This is a genomic window from Arenibacter flavimaris (assembly GCF_030291335.1).
Lineage (GTDB): Bacteria > Bacteroidota > Bacteroidia > Flavobacteriales > Flavobacteriaceae > Arenibacter.
Genome location: NZ_JASWIM010000001.1, coordinates 443,278 through 468,610 on the forward strand (window position 1 = coordinate 443,278; position 25,333 = coordinate 468,610).

Here is a 25,333-nt window from a genome sequence, read left to right on the forward strand (position 1 = left end):
ATGTTTTTTTTTATAAAGTAATATCAATTCCCAAGGTGAATGTTACTGGCATGGGAAAATCTCCTGCCCTTAATCCACCAAGCTCAGGTGTTGGCGTTGTGGTACTTTTGAAATAATGCAGATTGGAGCCGGTGATATAAATTTTCATCGCTTTTAAAAAATTATCATTCAACAGATTGGTATCCAAATCATAACTTAAAGTCACTTCCCTGATAGCCAAATAATCCCCCTTTTCCCAAAGTCGTGAACTACCTCTCAAAATATTCCTTTGATAGTCAATAAACACAAACCTTGGTACGTCAGTATCCCTATTTTCAGGTGTCCAGGAATCCAATAATTCGGTATAGGAGTTTAGGTTACCTTGGTTTTGTGCCAATCCCCTTTCCCTAGCAAGGTTTCTAACGAGATGGCCAAAGGCAAAATCGGTTTTAACGTAAAAATTAAAACGCTTTATGGTCAAGTAAGAGGATAATCCTCCTATAAAATCAGGCGTCGTTCTACCCATCACTTTTTGATCCTGAAAATCGATGACATTATCATTATTAATGTCTCTCCAGGCAACATCGCCAGGAAATCTTAAGGTTGGATTGGGAAGTAATACATCTTCCCTATTTGCATGTTCATCCACCTCGGCCTGATCTCGATATATATAGTCTTGTACATAAGCAACAACAACATCAGATCCTAAACGCTGTCCTTCCTGCAATCCACCTACCCAAACCAATTCTCCCTTTTCGGGATCATAAATCTGCGTTCCTCCTTGTCTATTAAGCTCGTTGTCATTTTCCGGAAGTTTCTGCACATAAGACCTTATTTTGGAATAGGTACCTGATAGGTTCCAATGTACATTTTCACTGTTGATTAATTTAGTATTTAGGGTAAGTTCCAAACCTTTATTTCTAAGAGTACCATTATTTGTGGTAATGGAGTTGAATCCTGTCCAGATAGGTAATGTCAAATCCGCAATTTTATCCTTTACATCCCTCACAAAATACTCCCCTATAATTAAATCCTATTATTGAATAACCCTAAGTCCAATCCTGTATTTAAAGTAGTAGACCGTTCCCATCTTAAATCTAAGGTCGGTAAACCCGTGTTAGCATATCCTGTCTGTCCATCATATATACCCTGAGACCCATAGGCTCCATATACCTCATAGAGGCCAAGTGTCGAAACCTTACCATTAACACCATAACTAATCCTGGGTTTAAAATTGTTGACCACTTTGGCAAGACGGGTATTTTTATAAAATTTTTCGTTATGCAAATTCCAGCCAAAAGATGCCCCTGGGAAAAAGCCAAATTTGTCATTGCCCAACCTGGAGGAACCATCATTCCTGAAAGTTAGTCCCAACAAATACTTTTGATTATAATTATAGGTTAGCTGTCCAAAAGCAGATGTTAACACATCGTCGGATTCCGATGAACTTGGAATACCGTTCGCCTCGCTGCCAGCGTTTAAGGTTGTTATCAAATCCGTTGGCGAATTCCTTGTCCCTGCAGAGAATAAGAATTCATTATTCTTATAAATTTCCGCCCCAAATAGTAGATTGAAATTATGATTTTCACCTAGGGTTTTCTTATAATTTACCAAACCTGTCAATTGGTTTCTCAAAGTCCTTTCCAAGCTGGCACTAGCATTTCTAGAGGTGTTCAAGTTTCCACCGGAGAGAAATGCTTTATTGAAAGCCTCATTGTGATTATTGATAGTGAAATAACTTCCCCTTAGCGTAAAACGTAAATCCTCTATGGGATCCCAATCTAGGGCTAGAGCTACCGATAATCTTTGTTCCAAATTTTTTCTTACATATTTATTTACATAATACAAGGGGTTTCCAAAACCTGAATTGGTTCCAGGACTTAAGTTGCTACTTAATGAGCCGTCAGGATTATTTATATAAATCCTGTTGGTAGGTGCTTGACCTGCAAACCTTCTAAAAATAAAATCATTTGAACCAAGCGGGCTGTTATTCAAATTGGAATGAATGTAATTGACCGTGGCAGAGACCTCAAGATTATCGCGTACCTTATATGACCCTGTTAATTTTCCCGAATATCTTTTAAAGCCGGATTCCAGGATAATACCATCATTATCTAAATAACCAAGTCCTAGATAAAATTTGCCTTTTTCATTTCCACCGTCAAAAGATGCATAATGATCTGTTGAATAGCTGTTTTGATAAATAAGATCATCAAAGCGATTTTCTTGAAATAATATCTGCTTTGAAGAATCTAGGGGGTCAGAGATTGTCTCCCATCCAGGATGATTTAACAAATAGCGATTATCATCAGTCAAATACTGAGTGGTGAAAGGGGAATCAGTTGTATTGTTACCAGTACCAAAAGCTGTTGGACCATTCAAAAAGGTAGCATCATAATTGTTTCTGCCCGAAGCCTCATTATAGTATGCAACGGCCTGTCTATTAAATCTAATAAAATCTGCAGCCTTAAGATAGTCCGCTGTTTCCCTTTTTTGGTTAATACTATAACGAGAGTGGTAATTGAAACTCGACTTTCCTATTTTGCCAGTTTTTGTGGTTATCAAAATGACCCCGTCTGCTGACCTAGCTCCGTATATGGCAGTTGCAGCTGCGTCTTTTAACACCTCTATGGATTCAATATCATCAGAATTTAAACCATAAAAACTTGAAGGTACACCATCAACCAATATTAAAGGAGATCCGCCTCCATTGAATGTGGTTCCACCCCGTAATACTATTGATGGGGTAGATCCCGGCTGACCACTATTATTAACCACACTGAGCCCAGCAATGGTTCCTTGGAGGGCCGTGGCTGCATTTGAACGTGTAGATGTTTCCAAAATTTTGGTGTCCAATTTTGATACAGAAGTGGCCAGTGTATTTCTGCTCTGAGAATTATATCCAACAACCACTACTTCATCCAGTTGTGATGTATCTTCTAATAGGATAACAGAAACAACGGATTGATTTTCCGTCAGAACTTCCTTTGATAAGAATCCCAGGTAGCTTATCACTAAAGTATCTCCTGCGTCAACATTTATGGAAAAGTTTCCATCAAAATCAGTTTGGACACCATTGGTTGAACCCTTTACCAATATATTGGCTCCTGGCAGAGGTTGGTTCAAATCATCATAAACGGTTCCCCTAACTATTCTTTCCTGACCATATACTCTTGAAAAGAGTAAAAATGTCATTAAAATCAATGAATGATTAAGAATTTTGGTTTTTTGTTTCATTGTATTAGTTTGTTATTATGTATTACATAATTCAATATTAAATAAAAAACTAGTGTTCCACAAATTTTGCATTGTTTTTTTATGTTAAATTTTCTATGTCTAATTAAAGATATACTCCTTAAACTGTGCTATTTAATAGTCTTTATGCAATTCACTGTTAAGTTAGATTACAGCAATCTTTGACAGTTTGGCATAATCAAAACCTCCAATAATCAAATAATAATATTAGTACTAGGTAGGTAAGCAGTAAACTATAAACCATATTGTCATGGGTGATTTTGTTTTATGTATAACATTATAGTGGAATAGGAGATCTTAATGATCTTAATGAATAGATAGTGGCAAATTTTTGAACAAAGCACTAAAAGCCATCCGGTTCTCGATTTGCCCAAGTCTGGCGTGCAAATAAAAAAAGCTCCAAGAGTTAAAAACTCTTGAAGCTCTGAATTTACTGGTGGAGAATACCGGAGTCGAACCGGTGACCTCTTGCCTGCCAGAATAAGGATTAGGCTACCATAACTAATCAAACTAATGCATAAATAATTGTATATCAGATATATAAGTAAATATGAATTTGTTTGATATCAATTGAATTCAAGAATCTGCGTGCAAATTGCGTGCAAATTTTTCTTACCTTTATTTTTCATGAACACCAATGTAAAACTTTCTTTAGATACACGGAGGCAAAAAAAAGATACCTCTTACCCAATTATTTTACGTTTGAGTCATTTACGCAAAACTACATCGATAAGTTTGGGACAATCTGTTCAAAAAGAATACTGGGACGATAAAAACGAAAGAATAAAAAGAGCGTTTAAAGGCACTTCATCAGTTAGCAAATTGAATAATCAGCTTTTGAAAGAAAAGACTCGAGCAGTAGACATAGTAAATGAGCTTTATGAAAAAGATGAGCTCAACTTTTTATCAATTCTTCAGCTCAAAAGCAAAATTGTAAAAACTGCTTCGTTCGATTCATTTTTAGAATATAGTAAGAGTATCGTGAAGGATCTAAAGAGGGCGGAACATTTCGGTAATGCCAATACATATTATGCCGTGACTAAGGTATTGGAAAGATTTAATGGTGGGAATGATATCAAATTCAACGAAGTTAATTATGATTTCCTTAAAAGATTTGAAAGCTGGCATTTTTCCAGAGGGAATTCCGTTAACAGTCTTTCGGCATATATGAGAACAATAAAAGCAATTTTTAATAAGGCTATTAAATCTGATGTTGTTTCAAGGGAAGCTTACCCCTTTACCCATTACAGAATTAAGACGACCCCCACCGAAAAAAGAGCTCTTGATATCAATAGCATGAAATCTATAATGCTTTTAAAATTAGAAAAAACCGATAGTTTATTTCACTATAGAAACTTCTTCCTGGCATCCTATATGCTTTATGGTATTTCGTTTATGGACCTGGCTTTTTTAAAGGTTCAGAATATCATTGATCGTCGTATCAAATTCCAGAGAAAGAAAACGTATAAGCCCTACGATATCAGTATTACACCCCAGCTTAAGGAGATACTTTCATACTATCTCAAGGATAAAGAAAAATCAGAGTATATATTTCCAATAATTAAAAGAGAGACCTTCGAGCTTCAATATAAAGATGTAGTATGGGCTAGAAAAAGATACAATAAAGGGTTGAAAGAAATCGCCAACAAATGTAATATAGAACAACGGTTGACATCCTATGTATCCCGTCATAGCTTCGCAACTCAAGCCATGTTACAAGATGTTCCTTTACAAGCAATCTCCGCCATGCTTGGGCATAATCGATTGTCAACTACTCAAATTTACTTGAAGTCCTTGCCAAATGATATACTTGATAGTTATAATAAAAAGTTAGTTGAGCTATAGAATAGGTTTTTGGCTTGTCCCAAATCTTACCATAACTTAACTGCGTTTGGATCCTGTGGAATTTTTGTAGTGTTCCGGCAGATAAGCGTTAAGCAAAAATCCCATAGGGCGCACCCTACTCTTGATTTGGAACTCTATCCTCTTTTTTTATCCATTTTAGGTACGATTGATAATGCTCTGGGTTTTGGTCAAAATATCCTTTTAGGTTTAAAATTACTTCTTGCTCACCCTCGGTAAAGGCCTTTTCTTTCGTATCATCTAATTGAGATACTTTGAAAGCTAAATAGCCGATAATAATCAAGGAAGTTATCCAAATCGAATAGTGGAGCCATAGTTGTGATTTTGGAATCAATCTTGCTTTTGAAATCTGCTCGGTAATATTCGTAACGGATTCTTGAAGCTTGGAATTATTTGTCTTCGCCGAATCCAGATGTTCCTTGAGCAAATACTCGATTTGCGAAGTATCCGACCTTATTTTGATATTGTCCACATTCATGGTCAGTTTCTCCAGCTTGTCCAACGACCTGTTGAACCCGTCGAGCTCATCATTCAGTAGTTCCATGATCTCATCCAATTTTTTATATCCCATTGTATTTTTCTTTTAAAATCCGATTCCCATATCGATGGCCCTTTTGATTGTTTTTTTTATTGCATTTTTGGCAATGCTGGCAGCAAGGTTGGTGCCCAATTTCATGGCTTTCCCCAATATCTGGACGGACTTGCCGGCCACTATGGGATTTCCCATGCCTTTATTCTGTGAAAGTTGCCCGATGATCTTCCCTCCGGACATGGAGCGGTGCACCTGGCTCGCCTTGAAATTGTGCCCTTGGTATTCTAATCGGAACCCCTGCAACTTGTTGGCTTTGTTGATACTAGGGATGACCTCCACATTTTGCGCTTTCATGGCCTTCATATAATCATCGAGGGTTCTTGGTTTTTGTTCCTCCATGACCCTTTGGTGTATGTTCTTTATCTCAAGACGGGTATGTATGGAATCCATCTCTTTTTCGAACTGCACCTCCTTGACCGTGGTCAGCCCCATTTCCTTGGCGACGTTCTCGGCCGCCAACTGGCTTCGCTTGCCGATAAAGCTGTCATTGTAGGCCTTGCCATCGAAACCTATCCGGTTCACGTACAGATGCACATGGGTATGTGCCTTGTCCCTGTGGACGAAAGCGATGGCCTGGTGTTCCCTCAATTGCATTTCCTTGATGAACCTTTGGGTCAGTTCATTTAGTTGCTCCATGTCCAGGTTCCTGCCATCCTCTGGGGTAGGGCTGAGTATGAAACTCAGGGTGTTCTTTTGGCAACGAGTGTTCTGTTCCTGGATCAACCTGAACTCCTCGGTGACCTGGTTCGCATTGTCCCCTGCCAGATGTTGGCCAAAGACCACTTCCGCATCTTTCTGTGGGTTCCATCCGTATTGTATGCATACTCCCGTGTTCGCGATGGCTTTTCCTTTTCCTATCATTTCCTGAAGTTGTAAAGATGTGTGCGTATTTCCTCTGCCAATTTCTCGACCTCGCTGGCCAGTTTTGGATTGTGTTTCTTGAACATATTACCGATACTGGTAAAGTTGTTCTTGTACTTGACCAACATTTTATAATGGGCCATCTGCTGCTCTGTCAGACGTTCGATGATGGGATTTCCAAAAGCGGAACTACGGCAGTATTCGGATAGGGAAAGACCTGCCCGTTCCGCCCTTTTTCTGAGCAGCTTCTTCTCGTAAATGGAACACCGGAATTTGATGTAGGTCCTTTTCATTTCTTTTTTTCTTTGCAACCATCGGGAGCAAAGCAAGTTTGTTTTTGTGGCAACAAAAACACATCTTGCGTTTCCTGCCCAAGTCCCTTTTTAGTCCTATGTATGAGCCATTCGTTGACATCCTTGAATCCTGTATAAAGTCCTGATCTGTCCTTACAGTTTTTAGAATATTTTATCAGCTTTTTAATCGTTCGTTTCCCTGTTGAATCGTTGTCCAAATAGAGCTCGATACCTGTATAATCCTCCATGATCTTCATCGCTTTTTGGATAAAGGCTATGGAGTTCAATACCAGAAAATCATATTCCAGTTCCAAGCTTTTATTCCAATCAAGAATCGATAGCAGGTCGAACATCCCTTCGGTGATGATGAGCTTGTTAGTTCCGATTTTGATATGGGTGATGTCCTTTGGCGAACTGGAGTTCTTATAGTATTTGTTCCGCAGTTCCCATCCTCCTGAAGCGTTTTCCAAACCGATGGCGAAATAGCTTTTTCCCTTAAAACTGTAATGCACCTCCTTACAATACCTCAAGGCGGTTTTCAGTTCGATATTCCTGGATTTCAGATATTCTTTCAAAGCAAAATGGGTAAACTCTCTGATTTTGGTGATTGTTATCTTAGGCCCGTCTTCTTCCTTTCTAAAAGTCGGATGCTGCTGAAAAGAAAAAGAGGTCTGGTCCTGTTCGATTATTTTTAAAGCTTCCTTGACCGGGCATTTATTGATCTCACAGATCAGGTCGATCACATTACCCCCTTTTCCCGCTCCATGGTCGTACCATCTGTTCAGTTTCTTGCTTACCTTGAAAGAGGCTTGCGTTTCTGTGCGGAAAGGGCTCAGGAACCAAGCTTCTTTCTCGTTCGATCTGGTCGGAAAGTGCCCTAACTTTGCCATCGTGGCAACGATGCAAACGTTAAGGGCTCTTTCACACGATAAGTTGATTGTTCTTTCTTTTTTCATAAGCCAAATAGTTTTAGGAAAATTTTTGATGTTTTGATGAAAAACCATTGGAAAGCCTTTATTTATTTAGGTTTTCAGAGCATCGTTTTCTTCATCGATTCATCGTTTTGATATTTTTTCCTTGTTTTCCTGTCATCGTTTTTTATTTTGATGAACAAATGATGATATAATGATGACAGCCTAAGCATCGATAGGTATTAGTAACAGCTCAATCTGTCATCGATTCATCGAAATTGTCAAGCAAAAAGGATTTTTCCACGGTAAAATAGCGTCCCTTGGCATCCAGCAATTGCATGGAAGCATCCTGCCAGATGACCAATTTTTGGTAGCTCAGGGAATTGTCTTTGTTCTCCAATTTCCAGTCCCTTTTTAGCAATCTTCTGAGTTGTGTCAAATCTGTCTTTATTCGTGTCCTGTTCAACAACTGTAATGCATCCAAAGGGCAAAGGTGTATTTCATTGCTATCGAACTGTTCCATGGCACCCAAAAGAATCGTTGCAAGTTCTTTTTCCACCCGGTTTCGATTGTTCTGTACCAGTCTTTTCAGGGCAGGGGTCTTTATCTGTTTTGGGGTAAACCACATTCTAGTGGCGTGCTCGGTCGATAATTGTCTTTGTTGTAGATGGAACAGGAAACCTGGGATTTCCGATATCAATTGATGAAGGAAATTCGTTTTCTCTTTTTTGAGTACTGGTATTTTCAAGACCCAAAAACGGGTCTCGTTCCCGTCGATCTTGATAAAGTTGTCCTCGTTGTTGCTGCAGAGGATGAACTTGCCAAAAAACTCCACCTCCCGTTTGTCCTTTCCCTTGGCCTCCAGTTTATTGATATTGGTCGTGCTCAGGTATTTGATGCGTTCGGTAAGCTCTTCCTTGTTGAAAAGTACCTCGTCGATACAGATGAGCAGTTTGTTCGCCCAATCCGCATTGAACTGGCTGCTGAAGCTGTCGTTGGTGAGATAGGTCAGGTTGTTGTCGAATATGGCCTTCAACCATTTCAGAAAAGTGCTCTTTCCCGTGGAACGTTCCTTGGAGACCAGGCACAGAATGGGCAATACCTGAACCGGCTTTGCATACAGTAATTGTAGATAATCCAGTCCCAGTTCCTGGTGCTTCCCGAAAATGTGTTCGATGAAAGCCAATGACGTTTTACATTCCCCTTCTTTGGGGATGGCAGGCAACGGAGAATAGGTATTATAGAAACCTTGATATTCCTGTTTGAAATCGATATGGCTCGGGATACAGGTAAAACCATCGTACTTCGGTACTTTACTCAGGTAATCCTTTCCATGGTCCTGACGTATGGTCTCGATATTCCAATGCACCAGGATCTCGTTGAAATGTCCGGCGATGGTTGGTGCCTGCACCAGTTTATAGTACGAAGTGCCTACTCGTAAGTACGGTACTGTTTTCATAGAATGACGTTTTGAACACCAAGGGGATTCCCAAGGCGTTGCAGTGAATTGATAAAAAATCCGGAAATGATAATGTCTGGCAATACCTAACGAACAGTTTCCGCTATCGTTTCGATTTTCTGTATGGATTTCCGTTCGTTCTGGAGCAGCCAATCAACGATTTTTTTCCTTTCAAAAAAAATCAGTTTCCCATTGGGCTTCGAGTGCGGGATATTTCCCGCAGCGGTAAGTTTGTACAGATAGCTCCTGGATATACCCGTGTAGTCACAGGTTTCCTCGAAGGTCAATACCTCTTTATTGGCGATCAACAGTCTTTCCAAACGGTCTAGCCGTTCGAGTATTAAAAAATTGTCCATTTTGTTTCTTCTTAGGGATGTGAAATGAACAAAAGCGCTTTTGCTTTCTTTCAATATTGTTATGGGATAAATGTATGAAAATGGGCAAACAGAGAAGTGGGAAACAACAAATAGTTATTCACAAATAATTGATATACAGTAAATTAGATTAAAAACCATCAAACGAAATACGGTTCAAGAGCCATTAATTTTACTTGGTTCCGTTTGATACCAAATGGAACTGTTTTTAACATTGCCAAATAGCGGTTTAATGAAGGAAAACGGGGTTATCAACAATTAAAACTGAAAGAATTGGAAAATATCTACTTTACAAAGGGAGATTTTAATGTTCGGATTGATTCAAGTGTAGTCCGACACTTTAAAACTATTTGAAGAAAGCTTTTCATTCTTCTGAAAAATACTGTTTTAAAAAAACGTTGGTTTTAGGGAACTGGACTAGAGCTTTTCATCGGAATGGATTTAAAGCCATATTTATTATTGGTCAACCAAAGCCGTTTCCGGTCCACGCACCCCGACCAATTCTATTTTTTCCAACGCCTTACGGAATTCCTTCAGTTCAGCATCGGAAAAAGTAACATTAAGTGCCCCCACATTCTCTTTCACATGGTGCAATTTTGTGGTACCGGGAATCGGTACGATATAGGGTTTTTGCGCCATGACCCAAGCCAATGCTATTTGAGCTGGAGAGGCATCTTTCTTACGTGCCCACTCGCGAACAAGTACGAGTACCTCCATGTGCTCTTTAATTGCTTCTGGTGTAAAATAAGGAACCGCCACAAATCTAGAATCTTCGGAAAAACGACTGTATTCGTTGAACTTATCACCTAAAAATCCACGACAAACGGGTCCCCATGGCACAAAACCGATACCGAGTTCCCCACAGGTATCGATGACCTCATTTTCAAGGGCACGTTGTATCAAGGAATATTCACTTTGAAGGGCCGAAACGGGTTGTACTGCATGAGCCTTTCGTATCGTAGTAGGTGAAACTTCCGATAGACCAAAATGTAGTGCCTTGCCTTCCTTGATTAAATCCTTAATAGTTCCAGCAACATCCTCTATAGGAACATTTGGGTCTAAGCGATGTAGATACAACAGATCTATACGATCTGTTCGGAGCCGTTTTAACATCCCCTCGACCGCTTGTTTGATATGTTCAGGTTTACTGTTGCGACCGGCTCTATTACCATTGGAGAATTCGAATCCGAATTTACTTGCTATGACCACTTGGTCACGTATAGGCGCCAGGGCTTCACCAACCAGTTCCTCATCAGTAAAAGGCCCATACACCTCGGCTGTATCAAAAAAGGTAACGCCAAGATCAAATGCACCACGGATTACAGGTATCATTTCCTTCGTGTCCCGTGGTGGATTGTAGCTACCACTTTTCATACTCATACAGCCCAGCCCGATTGCCGAGACCTCAAGCGTCCCCAACATTCGTATTTCTTTGTTGGGAACAGGGTTTTTGATAACCTCTATTCCTGATGAATTATTTGCATTGGCAAATGTCAATGGGGTGGTTGCAATTCCTGCCCCCAATAGTGCTGATTTTGTGAGGAAATCCCTTCTATTGACCGATTTGATTACTTTTTTGTCCAAATTTGAATTTTCAATCTTATTATCCATGGCAATTACTCCTATTTTTCAATTCTTAATTCTTGTACTTCCCGTTAAATACCCCGTGATTGCAATTGAGTCCTTAATTCAAAGGCCTTTTCAATGACATCTAATCTCGCTTTTCTTGGATCTGGTTTTCTAACTGCTTCACCATCTAATTCAATATCTAAGATGGCACCACCGGCTTGGTTGTAAACGGGCCAGTTTGGTAATCCCTCTCCATTAGGATTTCCGTTTTTGGCGAAGTTTACCCAATAGGCATTCATGATTTCGGCCACTTTTTTATCCTCTGGAGTAGTCTCGGGATTGCCCCAACGTGTGTCAAGATTATTGAATACATATCCCACTTCGGAGCCATGTCCGGCACCGTATTTCATTCTTTCCCTCATAGGTTCCGGTACAAAACCAAAATGGTAGATAAAGACAGGTTCTCCCTGCTTGACAAAAGACTTGGCGGCAAAACGTGCGGGTTCGCCCCAGATCCAATCGGTATTGAATTTGATAATCACCTCTTCAAATTCTTTGCCGCCATCAGGATCATAGGCCGCTTTCGCTTCCTCCATAAAATCGCCAAAAAGTGAAAACAGTTCTTCTTTTGTTTTACTGTTGTTGACAAAACTACCCCCTATTTCGGCACTATTAGACCCTATGATCAATGGTATTTGCATTTGTCTACCGGCATTGTAAGCACTTTCGGCAGTTTCCGTCACCAATTTGCCGTCCAAAATCGGTCCGGAATAGATTCTAGGACCTCCTTCGCCATCATTTTCTTGGCCTCCGTCCACTATTTCCTCAACACTCAGGGCACGAAGCTTGGTAAGGGCTTCGGCATCCGTACCATCTATTCCATGTTTTTTGGCAAAGTTGACACCAATGGTTTCAGCAGAAACTTTGTAGAAGGAATCCGCATTTTCTTCACTGATGGGCCGTGCGGTAAGAACGCCGTCCCTTCCGCCCCCAGATTGACTGATGCCTTTATGGAAAAGACCTTTCGCATTGGGTATGGTCATGAGTGAATGCACCGATACCCCACCAGCAGAAAAACCGAAAATCGTTACATTATCTGGATCACCCCCAAAGGCAGCAATATTCTTTTTAACCCACTGAAGTGCCGCAATCTGGTCCATAAAGGCGTAACTGCCTTTTGGTTCCCCAGGATGTTCAGCACTTAAAGCAGGGAATGCAAAATGGCCTAGCCGCCCCAAACGGTAGTTGATCGTGATCAGGATAACCCCTTTTTTGGCAAATTCATTTCCTGCATTGCCAGGACTAGAGCCACTACCACCAACGAAAGCTCCGCCATGGATCCATACCATTACCGGAATTTGAGATTCAACAGTGGCATTTGTCGGTCGCCATATATTTAAGAATAGACAATCTTCTGACGAGCCTTCGCTAATGGTTCCCGGGGCTGCGCCCCAACCTGACTGGGCACAATTTGAACCGAATTCACTTGCATCCAGTTCACCCTCCCAGGGGGTCAGGGGTTGTGGGGGACGCCAGCGAAACGCTCCTACCGGGGGAGCAGCATAAGGAATTCCCTTAAAACTATCAACATCACCTTCATTTACACCACGAATAACACCCAATTCGGTTTTTACTTTTGTAGCGTTGTCAACAATTTCTTGTGCAGATAATGACAAGCTAAAGATCAAAGCAAATGCTGAAATATATATTCTCATTTTTCTAATATTAAATTCATGATGCAAATTGTTTGACAACCACTCTTAGTATCAATCCCTACTGAGAAGCTTGCTAAATGTCAAGTCGGCCAATTTCCAATCGTTGTTCTCTTTGACATATACTTCGGTCACCATAAAAGGGTTGGTCACTTCGTTTCTGCCAACTACGGCCAGCAAGGTGATTCGGTTCCAAAGGATAGCGGTGCCCTCATTCAGCACTTCTACCATCACTTCATGGATATCGACCTTCTTGTAATGGATGCGACCGCTTCTTATGATGTCCACCTCACGGTCTTTCCCCCAGGTACCGCCCATATGCACAAACTTGGCCTTGTCGTGGAAAAGTACAGCCAGACTATCGGCATTTTTATCGGCCATCCAATGCCATTTTAGTTCGGAGAGTTCTTTGATTTCCTGTTGAATGGTTGCTTCTTGCGCGAAGGAGGTTGCGCTTATTGCGATTAAAAAGATTCCGATCAGTAATGTTCTCATTTGACTGTTTCTTAAAAATTATAATTCCGTTTTCAATTCAATTTTCTAAAAATATCGGGCATGGACTCAGTGTCAATGGCATTCATATCAATCAATTTTAAGTCTTTGACCATTTTTAGCGTTGCCTCTTTATAGTGCTTAAAATGTGGAGTTTGTAAATGTGATTCATAGGCTTCTTTGTTGGCATAAACCTCCAAGAGCCTGATTTGTGTCGGATGCTCTTTTTGAAACATCGGATAAATACAAATGACCCCTGGCTCAAGTCGGACCGATGCTTCCGCTTCTTCTTTTAGAATAGCAATGTATTCATTGATATAACTGGAATCGATTTCAATCGCAGCGATTCGTACCATCATTTTACTTTGGGTGGAATCGGGATTAGATTCTTGACTATAGGAATTGATGGACAAAAACATCAACAGAAAAAGCAAACTTATTTTTGGAAATCCCATACTTTCTCTAGTTTTAGTCCAGTCCTTTTTCCTTTAACCACTTCGACATCAGGTTGGCCACTTCCACATTGTTTAAATCTGAAAATGGGAAATGGGTGTTTCCCTTGATTCCGATTTCTGGAAGGTGAACTACGGTAACATCACCCCCATATTTGTTAACTGCGTCACGCCACTTTCTCGCCATTTCAAGGCGTACACGCCAGCCGTCCGTTCCGGGATTGGTGTCGTATTTTTCAGGAATAAAATCTCCATAATAAATGATAATGGGGATTTTGGTCAGCCCCAAAAAGTCTTCTTTCGCCACGCCAACCGCTTCAAGGGCCCCTGCGGAGCTTTCAATCGGTGCCGGCACTTCCCCTTCGGGAAAAGGGAAACCCGATCCGGGTTCATAGGAGACAATGCCCTTGACGTTATTGTTTTTCATGGCGGTCACCCAACCAAATCCTCCTGAATGCGAGTGTGTGACCAGAATAGCATTGCCTATTTTATCAAAAAGTTGGGATGCGGCATCGGTAATGGCCTCCGTATCGAATCCACCAATGTTGGGCGCCATTTGACGGAAATATTGGTTAAGCGTTTCCTCGTCTTGGGCAAACTGTACCCCGGCAAAATAATCGGGCCAAACACCGACCCGAAATATGTTGAACCAAAACTGCTCATCGGGCGTCGGGGTTATCGTTGCTTCGGACATACTCTTACTCGCCCTTCCCCGTCTGGGCTGGTCCATGATATAGGTGCTGAAACCGCGCCTCAGAAAAATGTTCTGGTAGCCCTCGCGTCCATCCGGCGTGGTCTCCCATGTTTTTGAAAACTGGCCAAACCCGTGCCACATGACCAAGGGGTATTTTCGGGCATTCACAGGAATCTGATAAAAAATATAGGCATGGTCACCATGAAAGGTCTGGCCTTCGGGAGTCCTCTTGATGGCATCGAAGGTGCCTGGATTCTCGATAACGCTGCCGCCGACCGCAAAACTGCCCTGATCTTGAATGACCATGGGCTCTTTTTGGGCAATTGTGTTGGCTACCATGACCATCGAGATGCCAATGGATAGAATTGTTGCTTTTGAGTGTTTCATTTGTTTTTATCGATTTCTAATTCATGTATTCTTCATCGGTAACGGCTTCAAGCCATTCCGTAGGTCCGTCGACACGGCTTGTTATGGCAACTTGGATAAACTCGGTATCGGCACTTGCCCCGTGCCAATGAGGAGTATTTGCAGGGCATTTGACCACATCGCCTTTATAAAGGATTTTTTTCGCACTTCCCTTTTCCTGATAGTAGCCTTCGCCATCCAAAGCCATTATAATTTGTCCGTTGGGATGCGAATGCCAATTGGACCTTGCCCCGGGATCAAACGTTACGGTTCCAACCGAATTTTGGTTCACACTATCGGCCCTCACTTGCATGTGCACCCAAACATCGCCAATGAAATTGTTGTTCGTGACTTTTTCCCCTTTCGGGAAAATCAATTCTTGTTGTGTATATGCATCGATGGCCTGATTTTTATCGGCTGCTTGTTTACAGGAAAATATCAGCGTTCCGATCAATATAATCGCTAAAAGATTTTTGCCGTTCATAGGTTCGTGGTTAAAAGATTGTTTTGGTAAAAGTCCACCAATTTGTTTACTGCTTGATTCACATAATCAGGCTTCCAATAGGTTTCTATATGCGATGCACCTTCAATAAGGAATAATTCTTTGGTTTTTGCGTGGGTGGCTTTTTTGAAAGCTTCATCAGTCATATAATAGGTATCCGCTTTACTCCCTGCAATCATTAATAGGGGTTGGTCTATCAAATCCATATTCGAAGCTGCGTCAAATGTCATTAAATACAATAAACTGCTCATCGTATAACGGAAAGTCGAATTCGGATGTGCGTGGGTTTTTCCGTAGTACAAATACCCTTCACGATAGAGGTCAAATGGAATTTTGTCCAAAGCTTCTTCATCTGTAACCATAGGGCCATTTGCCGCGTATATTATTTCTCCTCCGCCAGTTTCTTGAGCTCTTGCATCCGATGCTTGCTTCAATCGTTCTTGGATAGTATTCAATTGTGAGTTCATAAATCCGTTTCGGCGAACCACGCCCGAATTGAACATACTTAATGTTGCAACAGCTTTAAACCGTTTGTCGGACTGGGTCGCCTTTAAGGAATAACCACCCCCGCCACAGATGCCCAGTAGACCGAGTTCGGCCTTATCGACCCCGGGGTATTGGGAAATAAAATCCGCCATACCGTGAATATCCTCAATTCGGTTTTGAGGGATGTCCACGTTGCGTGGGATACCGCCACTGGCACCCTGATAAGCGGCATCGGCCGCAATGGTAATATAGCCTTCTTCCGCCAATCGCTGCGCGTACAGACCAGCTACCTGCTCTTTTACCCCACCGTTAGGATGGGCGACGACTACCGTTGGATATTTCTCGGCATCATTGTAATTGGCAGGAGTATAAACGTTTGCCGCAATTTGCAATCCGTTTAGTTTGTACGTAACAGGATGTATGTTGACTTTTCCATCTACATTTTCTGTTATTGCTCCCTCATATACCAAGGTAAAGGGGTTTTTCTCGCTTTGTGCCGTAATCGTCTGATTTAATGCTAGCATATTCATTAAAATAAATAATCCTATATATTTCATTTCCTTACTATTTTTTAGATTCCAATAATTCGTTCAATACTTTTTTGGCCGATTCGATTTTTGTCTGATCTACATTTTTTCCGACCACATGGACCAATTCCTTTAATTGTTCCGGTGTGATGCCCTGTATCAAACAGATGTTCATATGCGAACGCAGCATGGGTTCTACTCCGCCGATCGTTGCCAGAACGGAAACCGTGACCAGTTCTCTTTGCTGATAGTCCAAAATGTCCCGATCGAAAATATCGGCAAACAGATGTTCTTTCAAAAAGACTTCAATAATGGGGGTGAACTGTGCATAGTCGGCCGGTGGGCCATCCAACTCCATATTTACCAATGCTTCCAGATTCGCTTTGCCCCGATTGTATTTGGATTGCGAATCCTCAATAGGGGAAGCTTCCGCACCTGTTGGGTCCTCAATACCCTTTGCCTTGCGTTCGTCCAATACTTTGATAAAAGTCCGTAATCCCCGTAGGCTCCGTGGAAATCCGCAGTAGGCATACAGATGCACCATGACCTCCTTGATTTCGTTTATGGTCAAGTTTGCTTCCAGACCATCCACCAAAGCCGTTTCCAGTTTCTCCAAATCGCCTTTCGCAGTCAGTGAAGCAATTGAAATAATAGCACTTTGTTTTGTATCCAAGTTCATAGCACTGCCAGTATCGGATTGTGCCATCATGTTGTTGGTAACTCCAAGAAACACGGTAGTCATTATCGTAAGAACAATTGTTTTCAGCTGTTTCATCTTTTTAACTATTGATTTCTATTTTAAGCTATTTTTATTGGCCGTTTAAGTTCTACACAAAAGTAGTAGGATAAAAACCTAAATGGCTTACCCAAATTACGGATATACCTACCACTATTACGGATTTTACAATAACCGTTTGAATTACTGGTAATCAATGGCTTATCTTTAACAAAAATTAGAGGTCAATGAAAAATGTACTGTACATCGATACCGTAGGGGATTACCTTAATTTGAGAAAACAAGAGGTGTTGCACCCTTTGGTGGGTATTGTTGATTTTGAGGACGTAAACAAGGAAGGCTATGAGAACAAAGATTATGATGCCTTCCATTATAACTGCTATGCTATTTTCTTGAAGGATGCCAAGGGATGCAAAATGCATTATGGGGGCAAACCCTATGATTATGATGAGGGGACCCTTGTCTTTATGGCTCCAGACCAGACCATCGAACTAAGCGGTTTCGCTCCGGATTACGTACCCAAGGGATATGCGATGCTATTTCATCCCGATTTGTTGTTGGGCACAGAACTGGGGAAGAAAATACATAGCTACAGTTTTTTCTCCTATTCAAGCAATGAGGCCCTTCACCTTTCGGCCAAAGAACGAAAAGTGATTTTGAGTTTGTTGGAAAAGATTCAATTTGAATTGGAACAAACCATAGATAAGCACAGCAAAAAATTGATAGTTGCTAACATCGAACTCTTTTTGAATTATTGTGTGCGTTTCTATGACCGCCAATTCCTGACCCGTGAACTGGAAAACCAAGGTTCTTTGGAAAAGTTTAACGATTTATTGAACACCTATTTCAAATCTGATAAACCTCAAAAACACGGTACACCTTCGGTGGGGTATTTTGCCGACCAGTTGCATTTATCTTCCAATTATTTTGGGGATTTGGTTAAAAAAGAGACAGGGAAGTCCGCTCAGGAATACATTCAGAACAAATTGATCGAAGAGGCTAAAGAACGGGTATTCGACCCCAATAAATCGGTAAGTGAGATTGCCTATGAACTTGGATTTAAATATCCACAGCATTTTACAAGGCTCTTTAAACAACGGGTAGGGCATTCGCCAAGTGAGTTTCGGACGCTGAATTGAGTTTTGATTAGTTTCGAATAAGGCGTACAGAAAACAAATTCTATTACATTGGAACCACTATAACAAACAATGAGTCCCTTAAAACGGCCTTTTAAAGGGACTACTTTATAAAATCACAAGACTTATTCCCATAGTGTCCCATTTGTGTTCTCTTTTGGTAGTTTCGTTAATTAACCTTTTATGGGACTTAAATTACCGAATGTGATAGTGAAGAAATATCAAATTAAGCCAATTTGTACCAAGCTTAAATAATAATCTGTTTTGCGTGCAAATTGCGTGCAAATTAAAAAAGCTTCAAAAGTCAAAAACTCTTGAAGCCCTATAAAACTTGGTGGAGAATACCGGAGTCGAACCGGTGACCTCTTGCCTGCCAGGCAAGCGCTCTAGCCAGCTGAGCTAATCCCCCAAATTTGGCTGCCGCAAAGAAAATACTTTTTCCAACATAATCAAAGCACAATTTCAGCTAATTCCAAATTTCTTAGTCTTTCTTTACACTTAGGACCAAAACAGGTACCGGGGCATAAAATTCCGATTTAAGAATAGTGTTCCGTTCCCATAATTTTTTAAAGAATCCCCTTTTTCTCCTAAATACACATAATAAGTCCGGATGTTTGGCCTCAAAATGCTGTAATACCCCTAAATAGGTAGATGGGTTTTCAGATTGGGTAAGTTCAGAACTTAGACCCATTAAAGACATGTTTATTTTAAGATCATCCTTGGTATAGCCCGGGGTCTTTACAAATAAAAGACTCACTTTGGATTCGAATTTTTTCTTAATTTCAACCAAGGGGTTTAAAATACTCTTCTGCTTTAATACTCCCGATTTAAAGGCTGTCAATATTGTTTTAAACGGTTTAAAAACAGTCCCTTTTGGTACAATAAGGGTAGGTATATCTGTTTGTTTTACAATTTTTCCGGAGGTGTTTCCTAGATAATATTCTTCTTGGATGTCATTACTTCTTGGTGCCAAAATGATCAGATCAATCCCTAAATCCCTATCAATATCTTTAAGTCCATCAACAATGTCACCGTTGTAGGTAGCTATCTTTATATTAATATTCCTCGCATTCACCTTGTCAATAACCCCTTTCATGTGCTCCTTGGTACGTTCATCAAGTTTTTCCCTAATATTGGCCAAACTGCTGGCACTGGAACTTACACTAAATACTTCCATTACATAAATATTGGCGTTAAATTCGGTAGCGAAATCAACCGCATACTGTAAGGTTTCATGGGCATTTTCAGAGGTTCCAATTGGAACTAGGATATTTTTCATCGGTTTAAATTTGTTTAATTATTGGTCATCCCTATAACTATCGGGAATAATTGGCCATATCAATCATTTCGGTAAGCATCCAAAACTGTCATGGCCCATTTCATAAGTTCAGTATTAATTGTTTTAAACGCCTCTATTTGTTTGTTGGTCAGACATGGCGAAATTCAACATTTTGGTTATCGTAAATAGGGTAATTCTTTCCCTATTAATAATTCAATTGTTCATGAATAGCATAAATTTACAAATTAAATTGAACCGTGCATGATTCGATTGGCAAAGTTATTGGAAATTCCCGATATTCTTACTATTACACAGGCCTGCTCAAAAAGCATGATTGATCAGGGCATTTATCAATGGAACGAGTTTTATCCTTCAAGGGAAGCCTTTGAAAAGGATGTTGCCCGCAAGGAACTTTATGTTTTGGAGGAAAATGATAAAATAATTGGAACAATTGTAGTGTCTACGCACATGGATAAAGAATATGATTCAATTAGCTGGTTAACGCCCAATAAAAACAATATTTATATTCACCGTTTGGCAGTGGATCCGCAAGAACAAAAAAAGGGTTATGCCAAGGAATTAATGGATTTCGCAGAGGATTATGCCCGTAAAGGTGGGTTTATTTCTGTTAGGCTTGATACTTTCAGTAAAAATGGCCGCAATAATAAATTATATCGGGCACGGGGTTACAAGGCTGTTGGGGATATCTATTTCACCAAACAAAGTAGGTTTCCCTTTTACTGTTATGAATTAATTTTATAAAATATTCTGTTTTTGAAGACCCCAATAAATTTTAAAACGATTAATAACCTGGCCATTCCCGCTACTATTGCTGGTATAGCCGAACCAATTCTTTCCATAACCGATACGGCCATTGTAGGCAACATACCCCAAGATGGGATGGAATCCTTGGCGGCAGCCGGAATAGTAGGTTCATTTTTGTCCATGTTGATTTGGATATTAGGTCAGACGCGTAGTGCCATCTCTGCTATAATTTCCCAATATTTGGGTGCTGGGAAGTTGGAAAGGGTCAAAACGCTGCCGGCACAAGCCATATTCTTAAACATTCTGCTAAGTATTGTGATCCTCCTTTCCACGGTTTTTGTAGTGGAGGAAATATTTGTTTTGCTCAACGCCTCCGGCAAAATTCTGGAACTCTGTATTTCTTATTATTCCATACGGGTCTGGGGTTTTCCGCTAACCCTATTTGTATTTGCTGTTATGGGCATTTTTAGAGGTTTACAGAATACCTATTACCCTATGTTGATCGCCATTACGGGGGCTGTTTTAAATATAGTATTGGATTTTATTTTGGTTTATGGCGTGGAAGGGATAATTACCCCTATGTATTTGGAAGGGGCGGCTTGGGCCAGTTTAATTGCCCAAGGTATTATGGCTTTAATGGCATTTGTACTGCTGATTACGAAAACAGATATCAGTTTGGCCCTTACATTTCCCCTTCATCCGGAATTGGGTAGGTTGGTGGTCATGAGTTTGAATCTCTTTGTAAGGGCACTGGCCTTAAACATTGCCCTGATTTTGGCGGTAAGGGAGGCAACCGCTTTGGGGGACAGATATATTGGGGCACATACCATTGCTATAAACCTTTGGCTTTTTTCTGCTTTTTTTATTGATGGCTATGGTGCCGCCGGGAATATTATGGGCGGTAAGCTATTGGGGGCCAAAAATTACGACGGACTCTGGGAATTGGCAAAAAAGATAATGTTGTACGGTTTTGTTATTAGTTTGATACTTGCTTCTATGGGTTTCCTGTTCTATAGGCCTATTGGCCGTATATTTTCAAATGACATAACGGTATTGCAAGCTTTCTATTCCATATTTTTTATCCTTATTCTTGGAATTCCAATGAATATGGTGGCATTTGTGTTCGACGGACTTTTTAAAGGTTTGGGAGAAATGAAATACCTTAGAAATGTCTTATTGACGGCTACTTTCCTTGGTTTTGTTCCTGTGCTTTTCCTTGGTAAGTTCCTGGGATGGGGCCTTTATGGAATCTGGATTGCTTTTACCCTTTGGATGATAATAAGGGGTGGGGCTTTGGTATGGAAATTTAGGCGAAAGTTTCGCCCGCTTCTTCAAAACGTGTAAATTTGAAATACTACCCTAAGATTTGTATTTTACAAAGGGTAAAAAGCTGAGGTACAGATAGACTTTGTATTTGGGGCATCTAGTCTTTTAGTCCATAGATGTGGAACACGGGAAAAAAATTTGGGAATAATAACAACAAACTATAACAAAATGGGCACTACCCGATCAAATGGAAGTTTATATACCAATATTGTAAATAGGGTTGCCACGGTAGAATTTGGACACCCTGCCAGTAATTCATTTGTATTGGAACTATTGGAAAGACTCACAGATACTTTGTTGGAATTATCCAATAATACGGAGGTATCTGTAATTGTATTGAAATCTGAAGGGGATAGGGCTTTCTGTGCCGGGGCTTCCTTTGATGAATTAATGGAAGTGGACAATTTGTCCAAGGGGAAAATACTCTTCAGCGGATTTGCACACCTTATCAATGCCATGCGGACCTGTAAAAAGCTTATCGTGGGAAGGGTGCAGGGTAAGGCCGTTGGTGGCGGGGTTGGAATTATTTCTGCCTGCGATTATGTATTTGCCGTTGAGGCCGCCTCTATGCGCTTATCCGAACTAAGCATAGGCATTGCACCCTTGGTGATTGCACCAGCGGTTCAACGAAAAATTGGGGTTGCCGCACTGTCTGAACTCTCGCTTTCTCCCAATGAATGGAAAACTGCGTATTGGGCACAGGAAAAGGGGTTGTTTTCCAAGGTGTTTGATAAACAGGAAGAAATGGATAGGGAGCTGGAAATATTTACTGAAAAATTGGCCAAGTATAATCCGGAGGCTTTGGAGGAATGGAAAAAAGTACTTTGGGAAGGGACCGGGCATTGGGAGACCTTACTAACCAACCGGGCAGAAATTACAGGGCGTTTGGCAATCTCTGAAGAAACTAAGAAAGCATTGGATAAATTTAAAAATAAATAGATTATGAGCAAGTTCCGTATTGAAATTAAATGGGCCATTATTTTTGCATTGGCTACCCTACTTTGGATGGTCTTTGAGAAATCTATGGGGTGGCACGATGTACTAATTGAAAAGCACGCCATTTATACCAATTTTTTTGCCGCTATAGCCATTGCAGTATATGTATTGGCCTTATTGGACAAAAGAAAAGTGGATTATAATGGTAAAATGAATTGGAAACAGGGATTTATCAGTGGTATTATTTTAAGTGTGATCATCGCCTTGATAAGTCCGCTAACCCAATATATTACCAATACCTACATTACTCCGGAATATTTTACAAATATCATTAATTTTGTGGTGGATTCGGGAAAAATGGATCAAGAGGCCGCGGAGAGCTATTTTAATTTGAAAAGCTATATACTTCAAAGTCTTTTTGGTGCATTGACCATGGGAATCGTTACATCGGCGATCGTGGCGTTTTTTGTAAAGAAGCAATAACTGGTAAGGTTCACCGTTTTATTATTTTAAACTTTTGCAATGGATATTTTATCGTTTTTAAACGGGAACTTTGTTTTCCCCTTACTAGCCTTGGTTTTATTGGTGGTATATTTCGTAAATCGAATTAGAAACAATAGAAGATATAAAAGATAAGTTGGTTACCTGGTCTTTAACCAGCCAGTAATACTCAGGCGTTCGCGATGGGCAGGTTTTACCTCGTGCTCCAATTCCTGACTTTCAAAAATAACGACCCTTCCCGGAAAGGGGGTAATATGTTTTGCCTCTTCACCATTTTCCCTAGGTAAGTATAGGACCAATTCCCCTCCATCTTTTTCCGGCTTCCAGTCTGGTTCATTTAGATAACACACCATGGAGAGTTTACGCCTATCGTCATTTTGAAAGGTATCCAAATGTCTTTTGTAAAAAGTACCTTCAGGATAGATGGCATAGTGGAATTCTTTGAACAGGATTCCCATAAAACAGGTCTTGTTCAGATAATTGGCCAATTCATTAATCTTTAGAAAAAATTGTTGTTCCAGGACATCCTTACTGCTTTCATCCATCCATAGGATAAAATCACCGCGGATGGCCTTTATAATCAATGAGTTGGCACGATTCCCGATCGCTGCTTTTTTAAACTGGTCCTCTTCATATTTGGTCAGTAGGGAATCCCGCAATTGGGCTACATCTTCCTGCGAGAAAAATTCGTCCACAATACTGTATTTCTGCAACAGGATATCCTCTATCACTTTTTCAAAAAGTGGATTCTCCTTAAACTCCAGTTGTTCAAATAGTTCGGCCAAGTTGGTTTGAATTTAAAAATCGGACAAAAATAGACCAAAATGCAATTGGTTTCACACAGTGTGTAAAGTGGATCTTAATTGTCCCGAACCGAAATATTATATAATTGTCATATTTATTGTTGATTATTGACTTAATCCCTGATTTTTAATACATTTTCAGTAACTTTTGTGCTTTAATTTCCAAACAAACCTAAAAATGAGACATATTTTACCTTGTATTGTATTGATTTTAACCTTTTTGATCGGAAGTTGCGGTGATAAAAATAAAAGTACCAAAGAAGCTACAAATAAAAAATGGTATAAAGGGAATTTACATACCCATTCCTTTTGGAGCGATGGGGATGAGTTTCCTGAGACTATTTTGGATTGGTACAGGTCCAACGATTACCAATTTATAGCCTTATCGGACCATAATACTATTTCTATGGAAGAAAAATGGGTACAGGTTAGGGAAGATTCTATTTATCAGAATAGCTTTAAGAACTATTTGGCAACCTATGGGGAGGATTGGGTAGATTATAAAACGGACTCTGGAAAAGTACATGTAAAGTTAAAGACCTATGCCGAGTATAGGGATCTTTTTGAAAAACCCGAGGAATTTTTGGTTATTCATTCGGAAGAAATAACGGATAGGTTCGAGGGTAAGCATGTACATATGAACGCTACAAATATTCAGGAAAAAATAGACCCCCAGGGAGGGAATAGTATTTCTGAAGTAATGCAAAACAACTTGGATGCAGTACTTAAACAAAGGAAAGAAACGGGAGTTCCTATTATGCCGCACATTAATCACCCCAATTTTTATTACAGCATAAGCCTTGAAGATATGATATCGTTGAAGGGAGAGCGCTTTTTTGAAGTGTACAACGGACATCCCGCGGTGCACAATATGGGAGATTCCACCCATATTTCTACTGAGGAAATGTGGGATCAGATCAACATATCCTATATAGCGGCCAGAAAGCCCCTGATGTATGGATTGGCGACCGATGATTCCCATAGTTACCATAAATGGGGCAGAAAATGGAGCAATTCCGGAAGGGGATGGGTAGTGGTGAAGTCCGATACCTTATCGGCTCCGGCATTGATAGAGGCCATGGAAAGGGGCGATTTTTATTCCACCACAGGGGTTACCCTTAAAACCTTGGACATTGACGATAAGAATATAAAGGTGGAAGTGGAACCGGAAGCAGGGGTCAACTATACCATAACCTTTCTTGGCTGTCTAAAAGGGGAGACGGAGGTCAAGGAATTAAAGACTGTGGAAGGCAGTGCCACCAATTTTGAGATTACGGATGACATACTCTTTGTAAGGAGCAAAATTACTTCTACCAAGCTACAGGAAAACCCTATAGAGGATATAAAATACGAAACTGCTTGGACCCAGCCTTATCTAAACGATTAGTTTCGTAGAATAAATTACCTTTGCAGTCCAAATAAATA

At 40.4% G+C, this 25,333-nt stretch carries 25 protein-coding genes and 1 tRNA gene; 7 read left to right on the forward strand and 19 right to left on the reverse strand.

The features are described from left to right. Positions 1-10: 10 nt before the first annotated feature. Together QSE00_RS01705 and QSE00_RS01710 are read right to left on the reverse strand one after the other, a co-directional pair. Complete coding sequence (locus QSE00_RS01705) at positions 11-958, reverse strand: SusC/RagA family TonB-linked outer membrane protein (protein ID WP_286104657.1); 948 nt, start codon at positions 956-958, stop codon at positions 11-13. Between the two features lie 47 nt (positions 959-1,005). After that, positions 1,006-3,216 carry a SusC/RagA family TonB-linked outer membrane protein gene (locus QSE00_RS01710; protein ID WP_286104658.1) on the reverse strand — a complete coding sequence of 737 codons (2,211 nt, stop codon included), beginning with the start codon at positions 3,214-3,216 and terminating at the stop codon, positions 1,006-1,008. Positions 3,217-3,861: 645 nt separating this feature from the next. On the opposite strand from QSE00_RS01710, the gene QSE00_RS01715 reads away from it, so the two are divergent. Continuing rightward, the gene (locus QSE00_RS01715) at positions 3,862-5,079 is read left to right on the forward strand and encodes a site-specific integrase (RefSeq protein ID WP_286104659.1); all 1,218 of its coding nucleotides are present in this window, start codon (positions 3,862-3,864) and stop codon (positions 5,077-5,079) included. A 115-nt stretch (positions 5,080-5,194) separates the two neighbouring features. On the opposite strand, the gene QSE00_RS01720 is transcribed toward QSE00_RS01715, so the two are convergent. The 14 genes from QSE00_RS01720 to QSE00_RS01785 form a co-directional block, all read right to left on the reverse strand. After that, positions 5,195-5,668: a DUF6730 family protein gene (locus tag QSE00_RS01720; RefSeq protein WP_286104660.1), complete on the reverse strand. Its 474-nt coding sequence runs from the start codon at positions 5,666-5,668 to the stop codon at positions 5,195-5,197. 12 nt (positions 5,669-5,680) lie between these two features. Beyond that, on the reverse strand, positions 5,681-6,550 hold the full coding sequence (locus tag QSE00_RS01725; protein WP_286104661.1) for a relaxase/mobilization nuclease domain-containing protein: 870 nt from the start codon (positions 6,548-6,550) through the stop codon (positions 5,681-5,683). Beyond that, on the reverse strand, positions 6,547-6,843 hold the full coding sequence (mbpA, locus tag QSE00_RS01730; protein ID WP_286104662.1) for a mobilization protein MbpA: 297 nt from the start codon (positions 6,841-6,843) through the stop codon (positions 6,547-6,549). Before mbpA ends, QSE00_RS01725 begins: the two co-directional genes overlap by 4 nt. Continuing rightward, positions 6,840-7,799, reverse strand: a complete 960-nt coding sequence (locus tag QSE00_RS01735) for a toprim domain-containing protein (RefSeq protein ID WP_286104663.1) — start codon at positions 7,797-7,799, stop codon at positions 6,840-6,842. Before QSE00_RS01735 ends, mbpA begins: the two co-directional genes overlap by 4 nt. A gap of 208 nt (positions 7,800-8,007) precedes the next feature. Beyond that, positions 8,008-9,213 (reverse strand): primase-helicase family protein, encoded by a 1,206-nt coding sequence (locus QSE00_RS01740; RefSeq protein WP_286104664.1) that lies wholly within the window; start codon positions 9,211-9,213, stop codon positions 8,008-8,010. 86 nt (positions 9,214-9,299) lie between these two features. Next, positions 9,300-9,569 (reverse strand): helix-turn-helix transcriptional regulator, encoded by a 270-nt coding sequence (locus QSE00_RS01745; RefSeq protein WP_286104665.1) that lies wholly within the window; start codon positions 9,567-9,569, stop codon positions 9,300-9,302. Positions 9,570-10,043: 474 nt separating this feature from the next. Beyond that, the gene (locus tag QSE00_RS01750) at positions 10,044-11,198 is read right to left on the reverse strand and encodes an aldo/keto reductase (RefSeq protein WP_286104666.1); all 1,155 of its coding nucleotides are present in this window, start codon (positions 11,196-11,198) and stop codon (positions 10,044-10,046) included. Positions 11,199-11,242: 44 nt separating this feature from the next. Then, positions 11,243-12,871 (reverse strand): carboxylesterase/lipase family protein, encoded by a 1,629-nt coding sequence (locus QSE00_RS01755; protein ID WP_286104667.1) that lies wholly within the window; start codon positions 12,869-12,871, stop codon positions 11,243-11,245. Positions 12,872-12,922: 51 nt separating this feature from the next. Continuing rightward, positions 12,923-13,363, reverse strand: coding sequence for a nuclear transport factor 2 family protein (locus tag QSE00_RS01760; RefSeq protein WP_286104668.1), 441 nt, complete (start codon positions 13,361-13,363; stop codon positions 12,923-12,925). 32 nt (positions 13,364-13,395) lie between these two features. Next, positions 13,396-13,815 carry a putative quinol monooxygenase gene (locus QSE00_RS01765; protein ID WP_286104669.1) on the reverse strand — a complete coding sequence of 140 codons (420 nt, stop codon included), beginning with the start codon at positions 13,813-13,815 and terminating at the stop codon, positions 13,396-13,398. Between the two features lie 13 nt (positions 13,816-13,828). After that, positions 13,829-14,845 carry an alpha/beta hydrolase gene (locus QSE00_RS01770; RefSeq protein WP_286104670.1) on the reverse strand — a complete coding sequence of 339 codons (1,017 nt, stop codon included), beginning with the start codon at positions 14,843-14,845 and terminating at the stop codon, positions 13,829-13,831. Between the two features lie 64 nt (positions 14,846-14,909). Beyond that, positions 14,910-15,395 carry a cupin domain-containing protein gene (locus QSE00_RS01775; protein ID WP_286104671.1) on the reverse strand — a complete coding sequence of 162 codons (486 nt, stop codon included), beginning with the start codon at positions 15,393-15,395 and terminating at the stop codon, positions 14,910-14,912. Then, positions 15,392-16,456, reverse strand: coding sequence for an alpha/beta hydrolase (locus tag QSE00_RS01780; RefSeq protein ID WP_286104672.1), 1,065 nt, complete (start codon positions 16,454-16,456; stop codon positions 15,392-15,394). The genes QSE00_RS01775 and QSE00_RS01780 overlap by 4 nt, the downstream gene beginning before the upstream one ends. A 7-nt stretch (positions 16,457-16,463) precedes the next feature. After that, positions 16,464-17,201, reverse strand: a complete 738-nt coding sequence (locus tag QSE00_RS01785; protein WP_286104673.1) for a carboxymuconolactone decarboxylase family protein — start codon at positions 17,199-17,201, stop codon at positions 16,464-16,466. A gap of 188 nt (positions 17,202-17,389) precedes the next feature. On the opposite strand from QSE00_RS01785, the gene QSE00_RS01790 reads away from it, so the two are divergent. Continuing rightward, entirely contained in the window at positions 17,390-18,301 is a 912-nt protein-coding gene (locus QSE00_RS01790) for a helix-turn-helix domain-containing protein (RefSeq protein WP_286104674.1), read from the forward strand. A 329-nt stretch (positions 18,302-18,630) separates the two neighbouring features. Here the strand turns inward: QSE00_RS01790 and QSE00_RS01795 are convergent. Together QSE00_RS01795 and QSE00_RS01800 are read right to left on the reverse strand one after the other, a co-directional pair. Then, positions 18,631-18,707 (reverse strand) — tRNA-Ala (locus QSE00_RS01795). A 72-nt stretch (positions 18,708-18,779) separates the two neighbouring features. Beyond that, on the reverse strand, positions 18,780-19,577 hold the full coding sequence (locus QSE00_RS01800; RefSeq protein WP_110354350.1) for a universal stress protein: 798 nt from the start codon (positions 19,575-19,577) through the stop codon (positions 18,780-18,782). Positions 19,578-19,838: 261 nt separating this feature from the next. On the opposite strand from QSE00_RS01800, the gene QSE00_RS01805 reads away from it, so the two are divergent. From QSE00_RS01805 to QSE00_RS01820, 4 genes are all read left to right on the forward strand, one after another. Beyond that, positions 19,839-20,339: a GNAT family N-acetyltransferase gene (locus tag QSE00_RS01805; RefSeq protein ID WP_110354351.1), complete on the forward strand. Its 501-nt coding sequence runs from the start codon at positions 19,839-19,841 to the stop codon at positions 20,337-20,339. Positions 20,340-20,351: 12 nt separating this feature from the next. Continuing rightward, a complete protein-coding gene (locus tag QSE00_RS01810) occupies positions 20,352-21,686 on the forward strand; it encodes an MATE family efflux transporter (RefSeq protein ID WP_286104676.1) in 1,335 nt (444 codons plus the stop codon). 150 nt (positions 21,687-21,836) lie between these two features. Further along, complete coding sequence (locus tag QSE00_RS01815) at positions 21,837-22,607, forward strand: enoyl-CoA hydratase/isomerase family protein (RefSeq protein WP_286104677.1); 771 nt, start codon at positions 21,837-21,839, stop codon at positions 22,605-22,607. 3 nt (positions 22,608-22,610) lie between these two features. Beyond that, on the forward strand, positions 22,611-23,087 hold the full coding sequence (locus tag QSE00_RS01820; RefSeq protein ID WP_110354354.1) for a DUF4199 domain-containing protein: 477 nt from the start codon (positions 22,611-22,613) through the stop codon (positions 23,085-23,087). A 158-nt stretch (positions 23,088-23,245) separates the two neighbouring features. Here the strand turns inward: QSE00_RS01820 and QSE00_RS01825 are convergent, their stop codons facing one another. After that, positions 23,246-23,890, reverse strand: a complete 645-nt coding sequence (locus QSE00_RS01825; protein WP_286104678.1) for a 2OG-Fe(II) oxygenase — start codon at positions 23,888-23,890, stop codon at positions 23,246-23,248. Between the two features lie 196 nt (positions 23,891-24,086). Here QSE00_RS01825 and QSE00_RS01830 point away from each other — a divergent pair, with 196 nt between their 5' ends. After that, positions 24,087-25,295 carry a CehA/McbA family metallohydrolase domain-containing protein gene (locus tag QSE00_RS01830; RefSeq protein WP_286104679.1) on the forward strand — a complete coding sequence of 403 codons (1,209 nt, stop codon included), beginning with the start codon at positions 24,087-24,089 and terminating at the stop codon, positions 25,293-25,295. Positions 25,296-25,333: the final 38 nt, after the last annotated feature.